Here is a 19,981-nt window from a genome sequence, read left to right as displayed (position 1 = left end):
GACCAACCGGTCGCCCTTATTTTTTGATGATTACAACGCGCGCAGGATGCCTTCTACGCTGGCCTTCGCATCACCAAACAACATCTGGGTGTTGTCTTTGAAGAACAGCGGGTTCTGCACACCGGCATAGCCGGTATTCATGGAACGTTTGAAGACAATAACGTTCTGCGCTTTCCAGACTTCCAGCACTGGCATACCCGCGATAGGACTGCGTGGATCTTCCTGCGCTGCCGGGTTCACGGTGTCGTTCGCACCGATAACCAGTACGGTGTCGGTATCGCTGAAATCATCGTTGATCTCATCCATCTCCAGCACTACGTCATACGGCACTTTGGCTTCCGCCAGCAGCACGTTCATATGACCAGGCAGACGACCGGCCACCGGGTGAATACCAAAACGCACTTTGATACCGCGTGCGCGCAATTTCTCGGTGATTTCCGCCACCGGATACTGCGCCTGCGCCACCGCCATGCCGTAGCCGGGGGTGATGATCACTGAGGTTGAGGATTTCAGCAGCTCTGCGGTTTCTTCGACGTTGATCTCACGGTGTTCACCGGCTTCTTCGCTTTCACCACCGACGCTGGTATCCGTACCAAAGCCACCGGCAATCACGCTGATAAACGAACGGTTCATCGCCTTACACATAATGTAAGACAGGATGGCACCGCTCGAACCCACCAGCGCACCGGTGACGATCAACAGGTCGTTGCTCAGCATGAAACCGGCCGCCGCCGCTGCCCAACCTGAATAGGAGTTCAGCATGGAGACCACTACCGGCATGTCAGCACCGCCGATCGAGGCCACCAGGTGCCAGCCAAATGCCAGCGCGATCACCGTCATCAGCAGCAGCGCAAACACCTGTGCACCGGTACTTTCCGTGCGGACAAACCACACCAGCAGCGCAAATGAAACCACCAGCGCCAGCAGATTCAGCTTGTGGCGATGCGGCAGCATCAGTGGACGCGATGAAATTTTACCGCGCAGTTTGCCAAAGGCGACGATTGAACCGGTGAAGGTGACCGCACCAATAAAGATGCCGAGAAACACTTCGGTCAGATGGATGTTTTCCATCACCGCCGACAGCCCCGGTGCGTGGTCGAGGTAGCTGTTAAAACCTACCAGCACCGCCGCCAGACCAACGAAGCTGTGCAGAATAGCAACCAGTTCCGGCATTTCGGTCATTTCGACTTTCTTTGCCAGACGGACACCAATTGCACCGCCGATCACCATCGCCAGCAGGATCCAGGCAACGTGACCACTGTTGGGACCAAAGATGGTTGCGAGTAGCGCGAGAGCCATCCCGCTCATGCCAAAAATGTTACCCTGCTTTGAAGTCTCATGTTTAGAGAGACCGGCAAGGCTGAAAATAAACAGAATCGCGGCAACAATGTATGCTGCAGTGACTAATCCGCCAGACATGTTGTTACCCCTTAATTCTTACGAAACATTTTCAGCATGCGCTGGGTGACAGTAAAGCCACCAAAGATGTTGATACTGGCGATCAACACCGCGATAAATGCCAGCAGCGTAACCCAACCGCCGTGCCCCATCTGCAACACTGCGCCAACCACGATAATGCCGGAAATGGCGTTGGTCACGGACATCAGCGGGGTATGCAGCGCGTGGCTGACGTTCCACACCACGTAGTAACCCACCACGCAGGAGAGCGCAAACACGGTAAAGTGCGACAGGAATTCCGGCGGTGCGACGTTTGCCAGGCAGGCGAACAGCACCACGGCCAACGCCAGCAGCACAAATTTACGCCACGGCGATGCCGGCTTTTCTTCGACTTTTTGTTTCGGGGCCGCAGCAGGCTGCGCGGCTTTCGGTGCAGCGGAAACCTGAATCGGCGGGGCCGGCCATGTCACTTCGCCGTCACGGATGACCGTTACACCACGAATCACCACGTCTTCGAAATCGACAGTGATTTGACCGTCTTTCTCTTTACACAGCAGTTTCAGCAGGTTCACCAGATTGGTGCCATACAGCTGAGAAGACTGGGTCGGCAGACGGCTTGGCAGATCGGTGTAACCAATGATCTTCACGCCGTTGCTGGTCAGCGTGACCTGATCGGCGACGGTCAGCTCACAGTTACCGCCGGTTTGCGCCGCCAGATCGACAATCACGCTTCCCGGTTTCATGCTGGCAACCATCTCTTTGGTAATCAGCTTCGGTGCCGGGCGGCCTGGAATCAGTGCCGTGGTGACGATGATGTCCACGTCTTTTGCTTGTGCGGCAAACAGTTCCATCTCCGCCTTAATAAAGGCTTCTGACATTACTTTGGCATAGCCGTCGCCGCTGCCCGCTTCTTCCTCGAAATCCAGCTCAAGGAACTCGGCACCCATACTCTGTACCTGTTCCTTCACTTCAGGACGGGTATCGAATGCACGTACGATAGCGCCCAGACTACCCGCCGCACCAATCGCAGCCAGACCTGCCACGCCCGCACCAATCACCATCACTTTGGCGGGAGGCACTTTACCTGCCGCCGTGATTTGCCCGGTAAAGAAACGACCAAATTCATGCGCGGCTTCAACAATGGCACGATAACCGGCAATATTCGCCATCGAGCTGAGTGCATCCAGCGCCTGGGCGCGGGAAATACGTGGCACGGAGTCCATCGCCATCACGGTGACGTTACGTGCCGCCAGTTTTTCCAGCAGCGCCGGATTCTGTGCCGGCCAGATAAAGCTGACCAGGGTGCTACCTGCACGCGTCAATGCGATTTCGTCATCGTCGGGCGCATTCACTTTCAGCACGATATCTGACTGCCACACCTCAGCGGTGTTGCTGATGGTGGCACCTGCAGCAACAAAACTTTCATCATCAAAACTGGCACGAATACCTGCGCCCTGCTCGATGGTGACGCTGAATCCCAGCTTGATCAGTTGCTCAACGGTTTTCGGCGTGGCAGCCACGCGCGATTCATTGGCTAACCGCTCTTTGGGTATCCCAATTAACATACTGTTTCCTTTCATCGGTTAAAGGATGAGGGTCTGTAAGCGGCACAGGCTCAGGTAACTGAAACAATGTTTCAGCTACTTATGAGCGAAATGCGCAATGTAACAAAGTCTTTATAACCTACTGAAAATATGAATAGCGATCCACAGTGATAATGCATACTTATGACATTCACACAAATATTCAGAAGCAAAGATTGAATGCCACGTTTTGCCACTGCGTTTTGGTCATATTAAAAAATTATATGCTGTGCAAAATCGTGTCACGGCGAATTTAGTGTTATCAAAAACCTTTATTTAACAATACCTTAACTATTACAGCACTAAATGTTACCAGATTTAGTGGTAACGCGCACAAAAAAACGCCATAGCAGATACTGATGACAGTCCAATGAATAATCCGGGTAGATTGTCAATCTGTGTCGGATAAATTGGCTGAGACAGGCTGATTATTACATGTAATAATCAGCGGCTAATCTGTTATACATCAAGAGTCCAGCACGTTTTCGTACTCATTTTTGCGTAAGGCGAAGGATCATTTTTATGAAGCTTAAGAACACTATTCTGGCGTCCACCTTGTTATCACTGCTGGCAGCCAATGCGTTTGCTGCGCAGGAACTGACGCCGGAAAAAGCGGCCGCGTTGAAGCCATTCCAACGTATTAATATCACCGGCCGTTTCAACGCGATTGGCGACGCTGCTGACGCCGTCTCTAAACGTGCTGACGAATTGGGCGCTGCCTCTTATTACATTCAGGGCATCAACGACAGCAACGGCAACAGCGGCAACTGGCGCGTCACCGCAGATCTTTACCACGCGGACGCTCCGGAAGCATCAAAGCAGACTGAATACCTCAGCTACAATGGCGTAAAAGCGCTGCCAAAAGCGGAAGCTTACCGTCTGGAGCCGTTCGATACCGTTTCCGTCAGCGGCTTTTTCCCCAGCCAGCCTGATGTAAACGACGCTATTTCTAAAGCAGCGAAAGAGAAAGGCGCGGCCTCTTTCTTTATTGTTCGTCAGATCGATGCCAACAATGGCGGTAACCAGTACGTCACCGCTTATGTCTACAAAGCCGATGCCAAAGAACGCAAAGTTCAGAGCCCGAACCTGATCCCTGCTGATTCTGAAGCGGGTAAAGCCGCACTGGCCGCAGGTGGTGCTGCCGCGAAAAACGTTGAGATCCCGGGCGTTGCCTCTTCAGAAACCCCAACCACTAAAGTGGGTCGTTTCTTCGAAACCCAGACCTCCACCGGTGAGCGTTACACGGTAACCTTAGCCGACGGTAAGAAAATTCAGGAAGTGAACGCGATTACTGCGGCACAAATGCAGCCGTTTGATACCGTGACCTTTACCGGCCACTTCGGTTCACCGACTGAAGTTTCTGAAGAAGTGGCGAAACGTGCCGGAGATAAAGGGGCGAAGTATTACCACGTCACCCGTCAATGGCAGAACCAGAGCGGCGGCAACCTGACCGTCACCGCAGACCTGTTCAAGTAATCTTCAGGCAGGGCGGCACTCGTCGCCCTGCTGTTTGCATAAAAGCTAACCATATCTGCATCATCATTCATTGCCTTCCCGCTACGCACTCCGTAAAATCTGCCGCCTGATTTTCAGGGCATTCCGTTTAAAACCCGACGATTTGTCGCGTCATTATCCAACGGAATCGTTTTTACCCAGCATACTCTGCTGCTCAGGAATGGCGTTTTGGATAAAAAATTAGGTCTTAGTGCACTCACTGCGCTGGTACTCAGTTCAATGCTGGGAGCGGGTGTTTTTAGCCTGCCACAAAATATGGCCGCAGTCGCTGGTCCGGCGGCATTGCTGATTGGCTGGTTAATTACCGGTGTGGGAATTCTGTTTCTTTCCCTGGCGATGCTCTTGCTGACACGCCTCAAACCCGAGCTGGATGGCGGTATCTTTACCTATGCCCGTGCCGGGTTTGGCGAGCTGATGGGTTTCTGTTCTGCGTGGGGATACTGGCTTTGCGCGGTCATTGCTAACGTTTCCTATCTGGTGATTGTGTTTTCTGCGCTGAGCTTTTTTACCGATACGCCCGATCACGTGGTGTTTGGGGATGGTAATACCTGGCAGGCGATGCTCGGTGCATCGGTGTCGCTGTGGCTGGTCCATGCGCTGGTGCTGCGCGGCGTGCAGACGGCAGCCAGCATCAATGTGCTAGCGACACTGGGCAAACTGGTTCCGCTACTGCTGTTTGTGGTGCTGGCGGTAATGGCATTTAACTACGATCATTTTCGCCTCGATTTTAGCGGTGTGGCGCTCGGTAAACCGCTGTGGGAGCAGGTGAAGCAAACCATGCTGATCACCCTTTGGGTGTTTATCGGTGTTGAAGGTGCAGTGGTGGTCTCAGCCCGCGCGCGCCATAAGCAAGATGTGGGTCGCGCGACAATGCTGGCGGTGCTGGCCGCGCTGCTGGTTTATCTGCTGGTGACGCTGCTGTCGCTGGGTGTGGTACCGCGCGCGGAGCTGGCGCAAATGCGTAATCCCTCGATGGCCGGATTGATGCAACATCTGATCGGCCACTGGGGTGACGCAGTCATCGCCATCGGCTTAATCATCTCGGTGTGCGGTGCCTATCTGAGCTGGACCATTATGGCCGCTGAAGTCCCGTTTCTCGCCGCGCAATTGGGGGCGTTTCCGCGCAGCATTGCCCGGCAGAACCGCCATAACTCCCCCGCTGCCTCGCTATGGCTGACCAATGGCAGCGTGCAGGTGTGTCTGATTCTGATTGCCGTCACTGGCGCGGATTACAATACTCTGCTCACCATCGCCTCGGAGATGATTCTCGTGCCTTACCTGCTGGTCGGTTTGTATCTGATCAAGGTGGTTCGCGGGCAGCAAAAACCCCTGGCGATGCTGACGGGTATCGGTGCCAGCCTGTACGGTATCTGGCTGTTGTATGCGTCAGGTCCGTTGCATCTGCTGCTGTCCGTGGTGCTGTATGCGCCGGGTGTGCTGTTGTTTCTGTATGCGCGCCGTGGCGGCCGTGCCAGTCAGACGCTGTCACAGCTGGAACGTATCGCTATCGTCTTGTTAATCGCCGCCTCACTGCCCGCCGTGTGGCAGCTGACAAATTAATGCGGCTGTCCAGGGATGGTCACGCACAGCAGGTCACCCTGCTGTGTCAGGTTGAGCGGCTTACGGTATTCCTGATGGATGGCGTCAAGCTGCTCCGCTGACAGCGGATAAGGTAACTGGATATCGAAACGGCTGATGTGCTGCTGTTCAGCCAGGGTGATCAGGCGCGCAATGTTGATCTCATCACTGACCTGAGTTGAAATGATTTGTAATGCTAATTCTTTCAGATGATCGTCGCTGGCCTGTAGACTGTGCGCTGATTTACGGGTGACCATACCAAAAATGGGCAACACACCATAAATGGCGTCAACGAAGCTCCAGCGTTTTTTGCACGAGGCGGAAAGGAAATCACTGTAATTGAAGCAGATGCGGTCACTGTATCCGGCTGAAGCCAGCTCTTTATCAGACACCCTCGCACTCCTCCTGTTTTTCATTACGGTTCCGAACCTTGCGCCACAACGCGCTGCTAATAATGGCACATTTCACGGCCCGGATACCAGAGAGCAAAGGATATTTCGTGCTGTAGCATAGAGCTCGACAGCTGAAAACGCTATGCTGCTGTCCATACTCACCAGTCATAGTGGATTATGAACAAGATTGTATATGTGGAAGATGAACCGGAAGTCGGTGAGCTGATCGCTGCCTACCTCGGACGTCATGACATTGAAGTAATTGTGGAAACGCGCGGTGACCGCGCTGAAGCCACCATTGCCGCCGCCGATCCCGATTTAGTGATGCTGGATATCATGCTGCCGGGCAAAGACGGCATGACTTTATGTCGCGACTTACGTGCCAGCTGGCAAGGCCCCATTGTGTTGCTGACATCGCTCGACAGCGATATGAACCACATTCTGGCGCTGGAAATGGGTGCCAACGATTATATTCTGAAAACCACCCCACCTGCGGTGCTGCTGGCGCGCCTGCGTCTGCATTTGCGTCAGGCGCATATCGGACAGCCGGAAGTTACCCCGGCGGTACAAAGTTCGCAGAAGGTACTACGCTTTGGCTCGCTGACTATCGATGCGCTGAATCGTCAGGTCACGTTGTTTGAGGAAAACATCACCCTTTCGACCGCGGACTTTGACCTGCTGTGGGAACTGGCCAACCACGCCGGGCAGATTCTCAACCGTGATGCGTTATTACAAACCCTGCGTGGCGTCAGCTATGACGGGATGGATCGCAGCATTGATGTGGCAATTTCGCGCCTGCGCAAGAAACTTTATGACAGCGCCACCGAGCCGTTCCGCATCAAAACCATCCGCAACAAAGGCTACCTGTTCGCGCCGCAGGCCTGGGATACCCGTTCCGCATGAGAAAGCTCTTTATCCAGTTCTATCTGTTACTTTTCGTCTGCTTTCTGGTGATGACCTTGCTGGTAGGGCTGGTGTACAAATTCACCGCCGAACGCGCCGGACGCCAGTCGATGAATGATTTAATGGCCAGTTCGCTGTTTTTGATGCGCAGCGAGTTGCGTGAGATCCCGCCGCGTGACTGGAACAAAACCATCCGCAGCCTCGATCTCGATTTATCCTTTAATCTGCACATCGAGCCGATGAGTAAGTATGAACTGGACGAGCCGGATATGAAGCGGTTACGTGCAGGCGAAATCGTGGCGCTTGACGATCAATACACCTTCCTGCAACACATTCCGCGCAGCCATTATGTGTTATCCGTTGGCCCGATTCCTTACCTGTTTTATCTGCATCAGATGCGTCTGCTGGATATCGCGCTGCTGGCTTTTATCGGCATGTCGCTGGCGTTGCCCGTGTTTATCTGGATGCGTCCCCACTGGAAAGAAATGCTGCGGCTGGAAAAGGCAGCACAACGCTTTGGTCGCGGTGAACTGGATGTGCGTACCCATTTTGACAGCACCTCCAGCCTGTTCCGTCTCGGCGTCGCCTTCAACCAGATGGCCGATAACATCAACACGCTGGTTGCCAGTAAAAAGCAGTTGATCGACGGTATCGCCCATGAATTACGCACCCCACTGGTACGTCTGCGCTACCGGCTGGAGATGAGTGAAAACCTGAGCGAAAATGAATCTGCAGCGCTGAACCGGGATATCGGCCAGCTGGAAAGCTTAATCGAGGAGCTGCTGACCTATGCGCGCCTCGACCGTCCGCGTGTCGATCTCACCCTGAAATCTTTCGATCTCGCCGAATGGCTGCGCCTGCATATTGAAGATGTGCAGGCGGTGAATCCGCAGGCGCAGATCTATCTCGACATTCCGCAACGTGAAAACGTTGGCGTCGCTGATACCCGTCTGATGGAGCGCGTGCTGGATAACCTGGTCAATAACGCGCTGCGCTACGCACAACAACGGCTGCGCGTCAGCCTGTGGTTTGATGGCAGTATCGGGTGTTTGCAGGTGGAAGATGACGGCCCGGGCATCCCACAGGAAGAACGTGAACGCGTGTTTGAGCCTTTTGTGCGCCTCGATCCCAGCCGCGATCGTGCCACCGGCGGCTGCGGCCTCGGTCTGGCGATCGTCCACTCCATCGCCCTTGCGTTGCAGGGCAATGTCACCATTGAGAGCAGCCCGCTGGGCGGTGCCAGCGTTCGCTTTTGCTGGCCGGTTGATCTACCCTTGCGGGAAATCCCGTCGCGCTTAACCTAACAAGGAGTTTGCCCGTGTCCTCAGCTTATCAGGAACTTAGCCGCACTTTTCTGCGTCTGTCTCGCTTCGGCCATTTAGGCGCTATCGCCGGTGTGGATATGCAAACTACCATGCCTGCCGGTGGCAGCCGCGCCCGTGGTGAAGCCATGGCCGAGCTGAGCGTATTTATGCACGAAATTCTGACCGATAAACGCCTCGGTGGCTTGTTTGATGCCGCGCAGCAGGAATCTCTCAATGATGTGGAGCAGGCAAACCTGACGGAAATGCGCCGTGCCTGGCAACAGGCTACCCTTCTCCCGGCCTCATTAGTTGAAGCAAAATCGCTGGCGGGTTCCCGTTGTGAGCACGCCTGGCGTCAGCAGCGTCCGGCGAATGACTGGCAGGGATTCGCCGCCAATCTGAAAGATGTGGTGAAACTGAGCCGCGAAGAAGCACAGCTGCGTGCTGAGGCGCTGGGCGTCTCCCGCTACGATGCACTGCTTGACGTGTTCGAACCGGGTATGACCAGTGCTCAGCTTGACCAGACCTTTGGCGAGTTAAAAAGCTGGCTGCCGGAACTGCTGCAAAAAGTGGTGGCAAAACAACTGCAGCATCCCGTCACCACGCCGGTCGGTCCGTTTGCTATCGAATCACAAAAGCAACTCGGGTTGAGCCTGATGGGCACCCTCGGCTTCGATTTCAATCATGGCCGTCTCGACGTCAGTGCCCACCCTTTCTGCGGCGGTGTGCCGGAAGATGTCCGCATCACCACCCGTTACAATGAGAACGAATTTCTCAGCGCGATGATGGGGGTGATCCACGAAACCGGTCACGCCCGTTATGAACAGAATCTGCCCCAGCAGTGGCGCGGGCAGCCGGTTGCGCATGCGCGTTCCACCGCGATGCACGAATCGCAAAGTCTATTTATGGAGATGCAGCTGGGACGCAGCCGCGAGTTTCTGCAACGAATCCAGCCGCAGGTGATTGCGCTGATGGGCGATCAGCCCGCCCTCGCCAGTGATAATTTTATCCGTCTGACGCAACGTGTGAGACCGGGCCTGATCCGTGTTGATGCCGACGAACTTAGCTATCCGGCACACGTGATTTTACGTTACGAGATTGAACGTGCGTTGATTGAGGGCGAGATCGAGGTAGACGATATTCCTGCGCTGTGGGATGAAAAGATGCAGGATGCACTCGGCATGGATACACGTGGCAATTATCGTGATGGCTGTATGCAGGATATCCACTGGACGGATGGAGCCTTTGGTTACTTCCCGACCTACACCCTCGGAGCCATGTATGCGGCACAGCTGTTCCAGGCGGTGAAGCGCGCCATTCCACAGGTCAGCGAGCTGATTCTGCAGGGGGATTTACAACCGGTGTTTGACTGGCTGCAACAGAATATCTGGCAGCACGGCAGCCGTTTCCCGACCGGGCAATTGCTGGTCAACGCCACCGGAGAAAGCTTAAATCCGCACTATTTCCGCCAGCATCTTGAACAACGTTATCTGGCTGATTAAACTGCGCGGCGGCCTTGCTGGCCGCCTTTTCCATTCCTTTACCTTCCTTTGTACATTCCGTTACACGCCGATACCAATCCCTCACGGAAAGAATCCCTGCAATTTCATATAGTCATTTCACCGGCCCCGCAGTGGGCTACACATGAAAAAATAGTTCGAGGAATTTGCAATGAAAAAATTATTTGCGCTGGTGATCGCCGCTGCTATGGGTCTGTCTTCTGTAGCTTTCGCAGCTGAAACCACTGCTACCCCGGCTCCGGCTGCTGCTGCAACCACTACCGCTGCACCGGTTAAACACAAAGCGACTACTCATAAACACAAGAAAGCCGCTGCACAGAAAGCTCAGGCTGCCAAGAAACACAAAAAAGCAGCAAAGAAAAAAGCAGCACCAGCCGCACAAAAAGCTCAGGCTGCCAAAAAGCACCACAAAAAAGTAACCAAACCTGCTGCACAGAAAGCTCAGGCTGCTAAAAAGCACCACAAAAAAGCAACCAAACCGGCTGCACAGAAAGCCCAGGCTGCTAAAAAGCACCACAAAAAAGTAACTAAACCTGCTGCACAGAAAGCTCAGGCTGCTAAAAAGCACCACAAAAAAGCGACCAAAAAAGCCGCTAAATAAGGTTGCCTCTGCGCGCCCGACCTTGCATTAATGATTAAAACACCCGGTTCTGCCGGGTGTTTGTTTACTGGAGTAGCGGAACATGGTGCGTCGCTATCGCTTCGAAATCATTCTGATTGTGGTGATCCTTTGCGGCATTGTCGCAGCCAGCTTCTTTATTTAGTCGTTGTAGCGTGCTGATTATCCCAATATTTCTCCCTATTTTACCGCTTACCGACTATAGTTATCGCTCAAGCGTGATGACCAAAACCTCTACTTATTCTCGCCATTGAGAGAACTATGCGCCTGGCTATCCTGTTATTTGTTGGTATTTTCAGTTTTAACCTTGCAGCACATGCCGATGACGAAGACGGGCCAAGCCCGGACGAGATTAAAACGCTGTTCTTTGGCAAGGATCACCGCAAAGCCATTACCGATGTCAGCGCTGCGCCCTGGGATGCCATTGGTCAACTGGAGACCGAAAGCGGCAACCTCTGCACTGCTACGCTGATTTCTGCCCATCTGGCATTAACCGCAGGTCACTGTTTACTGACCCCACCAGGCAAATTCGATAAACCCGTGGCGCTGCGTTTTATGGCTGGCAAAAAAGGCTGGCGCTATGAAATTCATGATATCGATGCTCGCGTGGAACCCTCTCTGGCACGCAAGCTGAAAGCCGATGGTGAAGGCTGGATTGTTCCGCCTGACGCCGCACCTTTTGATTACGGTTTGATTATCCTGCATAACCCGCCCTCCGCTATTACGCCGATTCCGCTGTTTGACGGTTCGCGTGGCGATCTGACGGACGCGCTGAAAGCCACAGGACGTCAGGTAACTCAGGCTGGTTACCCGGCAGATCATCTGGATACGCTGTATTCGCACAGCGATTGTTTGATAACCGGCTGGGCACAGCGCGCGGTGTTGTCGCACCAATGTGACACCCTGCCCGGCGACAGCGGTTCACCGCTGCTGCTGAAGAAAGATGACGGCTGGCAATTAATTGCGGTGCAAAGCTCCGCCCCTGCACCCGCCGATCGTTACCGTGCAGATAACCGCGCCATTGCGGTCACCTCGTTCCGCGACAAGCTGGAGGAGTTAGCGCAATAACATTGCGCTAACCCGATGTCGCAGCGCGATTTATCGCGCGTTTTTTTAACCCCAAAGGTCAAAAGAGCGCGATAAATCGCGCCGCTACGATGAACGTGCGATTAATTCATCTGCTCCATGGTCTGCAAAATACGCTTATCCGAAATCGGGTAAAGGCGTCCCCAGTTGCTGGGCAAAGTAGCTGATACGCAACTCTTCCAGCATCCAGCGTATCGCCAGCACTTCCGCATCATCCTGACGCTGCGGCGGCAGCTTGTTACGCCAGCTTTGCCACGCCTGCTCCACAGCCTGTACTTTCAGCATGCGGGCGCGATCGCTATGTGGATCGACCGGCAATTTCTCCAGACGACGCTCAATGCCCTGCAAATAACGCAAGGTATCTGCCAGACGCTGCCAGCCGTTGCCGGTCACGAAACCGCGATACACCAGCCCACTCATCTGATTCTTAATATCCGCCAGTGCCAGCGCCAGTGACATATCCAGCCGACCTTTCAGGCGTTTGTTGATATTGAAAACGCAGGTCAGGATCTGCTCCACCTGTTTCGCAATGGTGACAACCGTCTCGTTGAGTTCGGCACGGACTTTGTCGCGCAGCTGTTCAAAGTTTTCCTGTTGCCACGCCGGCCCCCCTGCTTCGCTCATCAGCTTATCCACACCGCAGGCGATGCAGTCGTCAATCAGCTCCAGCACTTTGCCATACGGGTTAAAGTACAATCCGAGTTTGGCCTTATTGGGCAGCTTTTCGTGCAGATACTTGATCGGCGATGGAATGTTCAGCAGCAATAAGCGACGCTGACCGCGCCACATCATTTTTTGTTGCTCCTGCTCGCTGTCAAACAGGCGAATCGCAACGCTATCTTTCTCATCCACCAGCGCAGGCCAGGCTTTAACCTGATAGCTACCGCGTTTCTGCTCATAGCTTTGCGGTAAATCTCCGAAACTCCAGATATGCAGACCGCTCTGCTCCAGCCCGTCATCCGCCACTTTAGACAGCGTTTCCTGCACTTTCCCTTTCAGCGCCAGCTTCAGCTGATGCAGATCTTTGCCTTCCTGTAACTTGCGGTTGTGTTCATCCACCACACGGAAGGTCATTTTCAGGTGATCGGGCACCTGATCCCATTGCCAGGCTTCGCGGTCAATGGTGACCCCCGTCATTCGGCGGAACTCGCGCTCCAGCGCATCCAGCAACGGCAATTCCAGCGCGGTTACACGACCGAGGAAGGCTTCAGCATAGTTCGGGGCGGGCACCAGATTGCGTCGTACCGGTTTCGGTAACGATTTAATCAGGGCAATCACCAGTTCGCGGCGCACGCCGGGGATTTGCCACTCAAACCCGGCCTCATCAACCTGATTAAGCAGCGGCAGCGGGATATGTACCGTTACCCCATCGGCATCGGCACCCGGTTCAAACTGGTAACTCAGTTTCAGCTTCAGGTTGCCCTGATGCCAGAAATTCGGGTAATCAAGCTGGCTGACCTTTTCCGCACCATCCTTAATCAGCATCTGCTTATCGAAGCTGAGCAGGTCGGGATTATCTTTGCTGGCTTTTTTCCACCAGTTGTCAAAATGACGCGCCGAAACGACGTCACTGCCGATACGCCGATCGTAAAAGGCAAACAGCATCTCATCATCCACCAGGATATCGCGGCGACGTGATTTATGTTCCAGATCTTCGACTTCGCTACGCAGCTTCTGATTGTTGCGGAAAAAGGCGTGACGCGTCTGCCAGTCACCTTCCACCAGCGCATGGCGGATAAACAATTCACGGCTCAGTGGCGCGTCGATTTGGCTGTAATTCACCTTACGTGCCTGCACTATCGGCAAACCGTACAGTGTGACCTTTTCAGTCGCCATCACTGCGCCCTGAGCTTTCTCCCAGTGCGGCTCGCTGTAGCTGCGCTTGATCAGATGCTGCGCCAGCGGCTCGATCCACTCCGGATCGAGGCGGGCGGCGATACGTCCCCACAGACGGCTGGTTTCCACCAGTTCCGCCACCATGGTCCATTTCGGCGGTTTTTTAAACAGACCAGAACCGGGGAAGATGGAGAAGCGGGCATTGCGTGCGCCAGTAAACTCCTGTTTATCGGCATCTTTCTGACCAATATGCGATAGCAGCCCGCTCAGCAAAGCGCAGTGAACTTCACGATAGGGTGCCGGTTCGCTGTTGACCGGCATCCCCTGCTCACGCACCACCTGGCGCAGCTGGGTGTAAATATCCTGCCATTCGCGTACGCGCAGATAGTTGAGGTAGTCGCTTTTACACTGGCGACGGAACTGATTCCCCGACAGCGCTTTTTGCTGTTCCTGCAGGTAGTTCCACAAATTCACGAACGTGAGAAAGTCGGACTCTTTATCTGCAAATCGCCGGTGTTTCTCGTCCGATGCCTGCTGTTTCTCCACCGGACGTTCACGCGGATCCTGAATCGAAAGCGCCGAGGTGATGATCATCGCTTCACGCACACAACCAAATTTCTGCGCTTCCAGCACCATACGCGCCAGGCGCGGGTCCACCGGCAGCAATGCCAGCTGCCGCCCGGACGCGGTCAGTTTGTAGTGCCCGTCTTCATTGACGGTGATCGCCCCCAGTTCCTCCAGCAACCTGACCCCATCCTGGATATTGCGTTTATCCGGGGCTTCAACAAACGGGAACGCGCCAATATCGCCGAGGCCGAGCGCGGTCATCTGCAAAATAACCGACGCCAGGTTGGTACGCAGAATCTCCGGGTCGGTAAATTCCGGGCGGCTCAGGAAATCGTCTTCTGAGTACAGCCGGATACAGATGCCTTCCGAGACACGGCCGCAGCGGCCTTTACGCTGATTCGCCGAGGCCTGGGACACCGGCTCAATCGGCAGACGCTGCACTTTGGTGCGGTAGCTATAGCGACTGATACGCGCAGTGCCGGGGTCAATAACGTATTTAATGCCCGGTACAGTGAGCGAGGTTTCCGCCACGTTGGTGGCCAGCACGATGCGTCGCCCGCTGTGAGACTGGAACACCCGGTTCTGTTCCGCGTTCGACAGACGCGCATACAGCGGCAAAATTTCGGTGTGTGGCAGATCACGCTTCATCAGCGCATCGGCGGTGTCGCGGATTTCACGCTCACCGCTCATAAAAATCAGGATATCGCCACGGCTTTCCTGGCCCAGTTCATCCACCGCATCAAAGATGGCCTGTAACTGGTCACGATCGGTGTCTTCCGCTTCTTCAACGATGGGACGATAACGCACTTCCACCGGGAAGGTGCGGCCAGACACTTCAATCACCGGCGCGTTGTTAAAGTGACGTGAAAAGCGCTGCGGATCGATGGTAGCGGAGGTGATGATCACCTTCAGATCCGGACGACGCGGCAGCAACTCGCGCAGATAGCCCAACAGAAAATCGATATTCAGGCTGCGTTCATGCGCTTCATCGATGATGATGGTGTCGTACTGCAACAACATGCGGTCCTGCTGAATCTCGGCCAGCAGAATACCGTCGGTCATCAGCTTCACCTGGGTGGTGTCGCTGACCTGATCGTTAAAACGGACCTTGTAACCAATGCAGCCACCGAGCGATGTCTCCAGCTCGTCGGCAATACGGTTAGCGACGGTACGCGCAGCCAAACGGCGCGGCTGGGTATGACCAATCAACCCTTTCACACCCCGACCCAGCGTCAGACAGATTTTCGGCAGCTGTGTCGTTTTGCCCGAGCCGGTTTCACCCGCCACGATGACCACCTGATGGTCGCGAATGGCTTCGGCAATTGCCTGCTGTTTCTGGCTGACGGGCAGATTTTCCGGGAAAGTGATGCGGGGTGTCGCGGCCATACGCTGGGCGACGCGCTGCTCCGCCTGGATGAATTCGGCCTCCAGCTCGGCAGCAATCCCCTCTTGTGCGGCAGGATTTTTCACTTTGGTTGCGCCATGTAGCCGACGCTGCAGGCGCTGGCGATCGCGCAACATCAGGTTTTCGAGTCGCGTCCAGAACGGGGCCAAAGGAGAAGTAACGGATGATGACATAGTGATGAGTTACCTGTTGTGGCAATGCTCAGGCACTGCCGGCCGGAAATACCGGCGGATTCAATCAATTAATGAGCGGCATCATAGCATAATTTGCCTCTGCTGCCCTGACCGTGCGTGCTGCCTTATTCAATAAATTCGAACATAGGTCTCGAAATATTGCGCTTTTACCCGGCCCTGAATCTTCGTAGAGTGTAACGCATTGAGCGGTAAGCCTTCCGCGTAGACAAACAGGAAAACACCATGAGCAAAGTATTAGTTCTGAAATCCAGCATCCTTGCAGGTTACTCTCAGTCCAGCCAACTGGCTGATTTCTATGTTGAGCAGGCAAAGAGCAATGGTGATGAAGTCACCGTTCGTGACCTGGCCGCTGACCCGATTCCGGTTCTGGACGGTGAGCTGGTTGGCGCGCTGCGTCCTTCTGACGCTCCGCTGTCACCGCGTCAGCAGGAAGCGCTGGCTCTGTCAGACGCCCTGATTGCTGAGCTGCAGGCTCATGATGTGGTCGTTATCGCGGCGCCGATGTACAACTTCAACATCCCGACCCAGCTGAAAAACTACTTCGACCTGATTGCCCGTGCTGGCGTCACTTTCCGTTACACCGAAGCGGGCCCGGAAGGTCTGGTGAAAGGTAAACGTGCGGTGATCCTGTCCAGCCGTGGCGGCATCCACAAAGACACCCCGACCGACCTGCTGACCCCATACGTTAAGCTGTTCCTCGGTTTCATCGGCATCACTGATGTGAACTTCGTGTTCGCAGAAGGTATTGCTTACGGTCCGGAAGTGGCGACCAAAGCAACCAGCGATGCTAAAGACGCGATCAAAGAGATTGCTGCTGCGTAAGCAAAACTGTGTCATCTTTTAGCCGGGCCTGAGCGCCCGGCTTTTTTTTGCCTATTTTTGCAACCATTGCCCGTTAATTCCCTGCACATACTCGCCAGATCCGGCACGATTCACCAGTTTTTCTCCAGCGATGCGCGCCACTTCACCAGTGGTCAAATTGTTCTGCTGCGCCACGCGCTGATATTGCTGGCTACGTCCGTCGTTGATGCGTTTGACCAGCGCCAGCGTTTCGCTGTCCTGCTGACGTGCGGCAATGTAGCCACTCAGCGTTTCACCGACCCGCCCCTGCTGGCGGGCCTGGTCGAGCGTCAGCGCCCAGGCAGAAGGCGCCAGTAACAGCGCCAATAGCAGAACCATCCCTTTACGCTTCATCGCCCCCCTCCTCAAAATAAACCGCTCTGATTCTTCAGCAGGGCTTCCACATCTTTATCCACCTTGATGTGAATTTCATGCTCGATTTTTACATTCATATTGATGGTGATCGGCTCTTTCGGTGCCGCGACTTCAATACGCGGCACGCAGCCAATCAGCGGCAGCCCGGCTGCCAGCACCAGTAATGCCCTCAGGCTCATGGTTGGGGGTCCTTTTTGGATGGCAGGGCGGCATTTTGCTCCACCCAGGATTGCAAATTATCGCCAAAGCGCAGGCTGCGCCACAGCTGGAACAAATTTTCCTGATGACGGTAATTAAGGTTGACCGATTGTCGGCGATTGCTGAACTGGCTGGTGCCCTTCACCTCCGATTGCATGGTCAGATTGCCGAAGTTATCCAGGTCCAGCGTGGCCCATGAACGGGAGATCTCCATATAACGTAGCCAGTCCATCGCCGCACCGGCGGCAAAATTGTTGCTGGTGATGGCATCCGCCATGTCTTTGTCCATGCGAAAGGTCAGCGGGCCGCTGTTGGCGATCCAACCTTTCTCAACCAGCCAGCGTGGATTATTCACCCACAACGGCAATTCGCCATTGACCTTGCCGGACATGGCGAACTGTTTCGGTTTAATCGCGGTAATCAAGCGGCTCAGGTCGATATCTCGCAGCGAAATACGCGCGGGGTCATGCTGCGGCAGACGCAGCTCCGGCAGGCTGACGTGGCCGCCTAGCAGGTCGAGGTTGACATTGGAGAGCGTCAGCGGCTGCCGTTCCTGCCACGGATAATGGCCCTGCAAATCGGCGGTGATATTCTGCAAAGCAAACTGATTTTTCACTTCCGCGATGCGCAGGGATACCGGCCCACGTCGGCCAAGCTGCCATTGATGATCTTTCAGGCGGAACGGCAGCGAGAAATCGATGCCATTGATTTCGCTATCTGGCATCCAGACGCTGCCGTTTTTTACCACCCAGTGTCCCCCCGCCTCGAATCCCTGATCGCTGGCGGCAGAAAACGCCACCTGCGCCTGAAGATCGCCCGACTGAATGCGCATCTTCAGATCGCTGCTGAGTAAAGGCTGAAACACCGCCAGCGATTGTTTTGGCCACCAGGCTTCACCACGTAATCGTTCGCCATCCCAGCGTCCATGCACCCGCAGCGGACCGATATCGCCTGCCCTGAGCTGACCACGCCAGATAAACTGGCTCGGGTCGCTGCCTTTCGCTTCAAAATTGAGTTCCGAGGGCGGTAACCAGCCTCCGTAGCTGAAGCGGGTCTGGCCCGACTTGAGAACAAAACCGCCGTTAAAAGCGGGTTGTTGTACGTCGCGCTGCCAGCGCACCGGCGCGGTGAGGGTAAGACGTGGTTTGCTCACCTCTACCATGCCGTAAGCCAGCTGATCAAAACCGGTGTCCAGCGTATCAAGACTGATGAGCTGGTCCTGCCAGCTACCGGTGCCTTTCACATCCCATTTGGCATTCAGCGGCTCCATCACCCCGTCGCCCCAGTAGCGCCAGTTCCAGCGTCCCCTATCGGGCCAGAATTGTGTCGCACGGCCATCAAGATGCAGTCTGAAGCGACCAAAGCTGGGATCGTGTGCCTGCAGGATCGCCTGCAACCGTCCGTTGATCCCTGCTGTACTCAATGTCACCCCGGCCAGCGGCCAGCGTGCCTCATCCACTTGCAGTGTGGAAAGCAGACGGCCACGCAGGCGCAGCAAGGCACCGGGCCGCAGCGCCAGTTGCGGATCGGTCAGCATCCCCTGCAATACGCCCGGAATAGCACCGTATAATTGCAGCTCAGAAAATTTGCTTTCGCCGGTTAACTGGAATGGTAAATGGCTGTTTTGCAGGCTGAGGGAACCGGGTCCGACGCTCAGCACCAGGTTGCCTTTGCCGCCCTTACCTTGCGTCAGCAAATTGAAGCGCCCCTCGACCTGCGTGTTTTCCAGCCCCTGCTGCCAGTGAGTCAGCGTCAGAGCCAGACCACCCGCCAGCGGCTGCCCCTGCTGCGGCCAACGCCATTGTCCCTGGGCAATACGGATGTGTTGATCGTCGATCTGCCACGGCAGTTGCAGCAAAGGTTGCTCGTCCCCCAGCTGACGCACCGTCAGCTTACCCTGCTGCTGTTGCCAGTTGAGCGCCAGGCTGAGCGGCTGTGGCCACTGCGTCAGGCTGATATCGCCACTGAGTTCACCTGCCACCGGCAATCCATCAGCGAAGGTGGGCAATGTCAGGGTGCCATGCACATCCAGCGGTTTGGGCAGTAACGGGTGGGTTAATTGCAGCTGCGTGAGTTGCAACTGCTGGCCTTGCAGGCGCGCGTCAACGCTCAGGTTATTGCCCTGATAACGTAAGAGCTGTGCGTCTTTGTCGAGAGTCAGGTCAAACTGACCGGCATATTGCTGCCACGGTAAAAGAACCAGTTGATCAAGATGGATATCTGCACCCGGCAGCATCGCCTGCCACTGCGCCAGAGTACGCGGGGCATCGCTGGGAGCGCGGCTTTGCGGCAACGATTGCAGGCAGTCACTGTTGAGTTGTAGCTGGCGGGCGGCGAGTTGCCAGCGATGCTGATGCCAGCCGAGCCGGGCATCACTGACTTTAGCAAGTTCACAATCCCCAGCCAGGTAGCGGACTTCTGGAATAAACAGACCGCCCTGTTGCCAGCCGGGCGCAGCGTTCAGTTCCACGCGGGTATTGTCCGGCAGCCAGATACCGACCAGACGGGGCAACCATTGCGTCACCGTCAGTAATAATCCCAATAGCAACAATGTCAGCGCCAGCAGCGCTGCAAGTAATCGGCGTAGGCCCCGCGTCATGGCAGCTCACTTTCCTGTTCTTAACACAATCCTGACAAAGATGATGGCATGTTATGCCGGGTTTATGAA

The 19,981-nt window shown here is 55.1% G+C and carries 14 protein-coding genes and 1 pseudogene; 8 read left to right on the top strand and 7 right to left on the bottom strand.

Annotation, left to right across the window (positions count from 1 at the left end; genetic code table 11):
* Window positions 1–30: 30 nt before the first annotated feature.
* Both pntB and pntA read right to left on the bottom strand, forming a co-directional pair.
* Entirely contained in the window at window positions 31–1,419 is a 1,389-nt protein-coding gene (pntB, locus tag PW844_RS15905; protein WP_299453667.1) for a Re/Si-specific NAD(P)(+) transhydrogenase subunit beta, read from the bottom strand.
* Between the two features lie 11 nt (window positions 1,420–1,430).
* The gene (pntA, locus tag PW844_RS15900; protein WP_299453664.1) at window positions 1,431–2,963 is read right to left on the bottom strand and encodes a Re/Si-specific NAD(P)(+) transhydrogenase subunit alpha; all 1,533 of its coding nucleotides are present in this window, start codon (window positions 2,961–2,963) and stop codon (window positions 1,431–1,433) included.
* A gap of 540 nt (window positions 2,964–3,503) precedes the next feature.
* Between pntA and ydgH the strand changes: the two genes are divergently transcribed.
* The gene (gene ydgH / locus PW844_RS15895) at window positions 3,504–4,457 is read left to right on the top strand and encodes a DUF1471 family protein YdgH (protein WP_208715146.1); all 954 of its coding nucleotides are present in this window, start codon (window positions 3,504–3,506) and stop codon (window positions 4,455–4,457) included.
* A gap of 207 nt (window positions 4,458–4,664) precedes the next feature.
* Entirely contained in the window at window positions 4,665–6,056 is a 1,392-nt protein-coding gene (locus PW844_RS15890; protein WP_299453657.1) for a basic amino acid/polyamine antiporter, read from the top strand.
* On the opposite strand, the gene PW844_RS15885 is transcribed toward PW844_RS15890, so the two are convergent.
* On the bottom strand, window positions 6,053–6,466 hold the full coding sequence (locus tag PW844_RS15885) for a hypothetical protein (protein WP_084874976.1): 414 nt from the start codon (window positions 6,464–6,466) through the stop codon (window positions 6,053–6,055). The genes PW844_RS15890 and PW844_RS15885 overlap by 4 nt on opposite strands.
* Window positions 6,467–6,643: 177 nt before the next feature.
* On the opposite strand from PW844_RS15885, the gene rstA reads away from it, so the two are divergent.
* The 5 genes from rstA (at window position 6,644) to PW844_RS15860 (ending at window position 11,880) form a co-directional block, all read left to right on the top strand.
* Window positions 6,644–7,369: a two-component system response regulator RstA gene (gene rstA / locus PW844_RS15880; protein WP_299453650.1), complete on the top strand. Its 726-nt coding sequence runs from the start codon at window positions 6,644–6,646 to the stop codon at window positions 7,367–7,369.
* On the top strand, window positions 7,366–8,673 hold the full coding sequence (rstB, locus tag PW844_RS15875; protein WP_299453647.1) for a two-component system sensor histidine kinase RstB: 1,308 nt from the start codon (window positions 7,366–7,368) through the stop codon (window positions 8,671–8,673). The genes rstA and rstB overlap by 4 nt, the downstream gene beginning before the upstream one ends.
* Before the next feature lie 14 nt (window positions 8,674–8,687).
* Window positions 8,688–10,175: a carboxypeptidase M32 gene (locus PW844_RS15870; protein ID WP_299453645.1), complete on the top strand. Its 1,488-nt coding sequence runs from the start codon at window positions 8,688–8,690 to the stop codon at window positions 10,173–10,175.
* A gap of 169 nt (window positions 10,176–10,344) precedes the next feature.
* On the top strand, window positions 10,345–10,794 hold the full coding sequence (gene asr / locus PW844_RS15865) for an acid resistance repetitive basic protein Asr (RefSeq protein WP_299453641.1): 450 nt from the start codon (window positions 10,345–10,347) through the stop codon (window positions 10,792–10,794).
* Between the two features lie 279 nt (window positions 10,795–11,073).
* Window positions 11,074–11,880, top strand: coding sequence for a serine protease (locus PW844_RS15860; RefSeq protein ID WP_299453639.1), 807 nt, complete (start codon window positions 11,074–11,076; stop codon window positions 11,878–11,880).
* Window positions 11,881–11,981: 101 nt separating this feature from the next.
* Here PW844_RS15860 and hrpA read toward each other — a convergent pair.
* Window positions 11,982–15,879: pseudogene (hrpA, locus tag PW844_RS15855) on the bottom strand (ATP-dependent RNA helicase HrpA).
* Window positions 15,880–16,122: 243 nt separating this feature from the next.
* Here hrpA and azoR point away from each other — a divergent pair.
* Window positions 16,123–16,722 (top strand): FMN-dependent NADH-azoreductase, encoded by a 600-nt coding sequence (gene azoR, locus PW844_RS15850; RefSeq protein WP_299453637.1) that lies wholly within the window; start codon window positions 16,123–16,125, stop codon window positions 16,720–16,722.
* A 51-nt stretch (window positions 16,723–16,773) separates the two neighbouring features.
* Here azoR and PW844_RS15845 read toward each other — a convergent pair whose 3' ends face one another.
* The 3 genes from PW844_RS15845 to PW844_RS15835 are packed head-to-tail and all read right to left on the bottom strand — an operon-like array spanning window position 16,774 to window position 19,912.
* On the bottom strand, window positions 16,774–17,094 hold the full coding sequence (locus PW844_RS15845) for a YdbL family protein (protein ID WP_299453635.1): 321 nt from the start codon (window positions 17,092–17,094) through the stop codon (window positions 16,774–16,776).
* Between the two features lie 11 nt (window positions 17,095–17,105).
* A complete protein-coding gene (locus tag PW844_RS15840; RefSeq protein ID WP_013509194.1) occupies window positions 17,106–17,294 on the bottom strand; it encodes a YnbE family lipoprotein in 189 nt (62 codons plus the stop codon).
* A complete protein-coding gene (locus PW844_RS15835) occupies window positions 17,291–19,912 on the bottom strand; it encodes a YdbH family protein (protein ID WP_299453630.1) in 2,622 nt (873 codons plus the stop codon). The genes PW844_RS15840 and PW844_RS15835 overlap by 4 nt, the downstream gene beginning before the upstream one ends.
* Between the last annotated feature and the right edge of the window lie 69 nt (window positions 19,913–19,981).

This window comes from Pantoea sp., from assembly GCF_028283705.1.
Lineage (GTDB): Bacteria > Pseudomonadota > Gammaproteobacteria > Enterobacterales > Enterobacteriaceae > Pantoea.
This window is presented reverse-complemented; position numbering and strand designations above follow the sequence as displayed.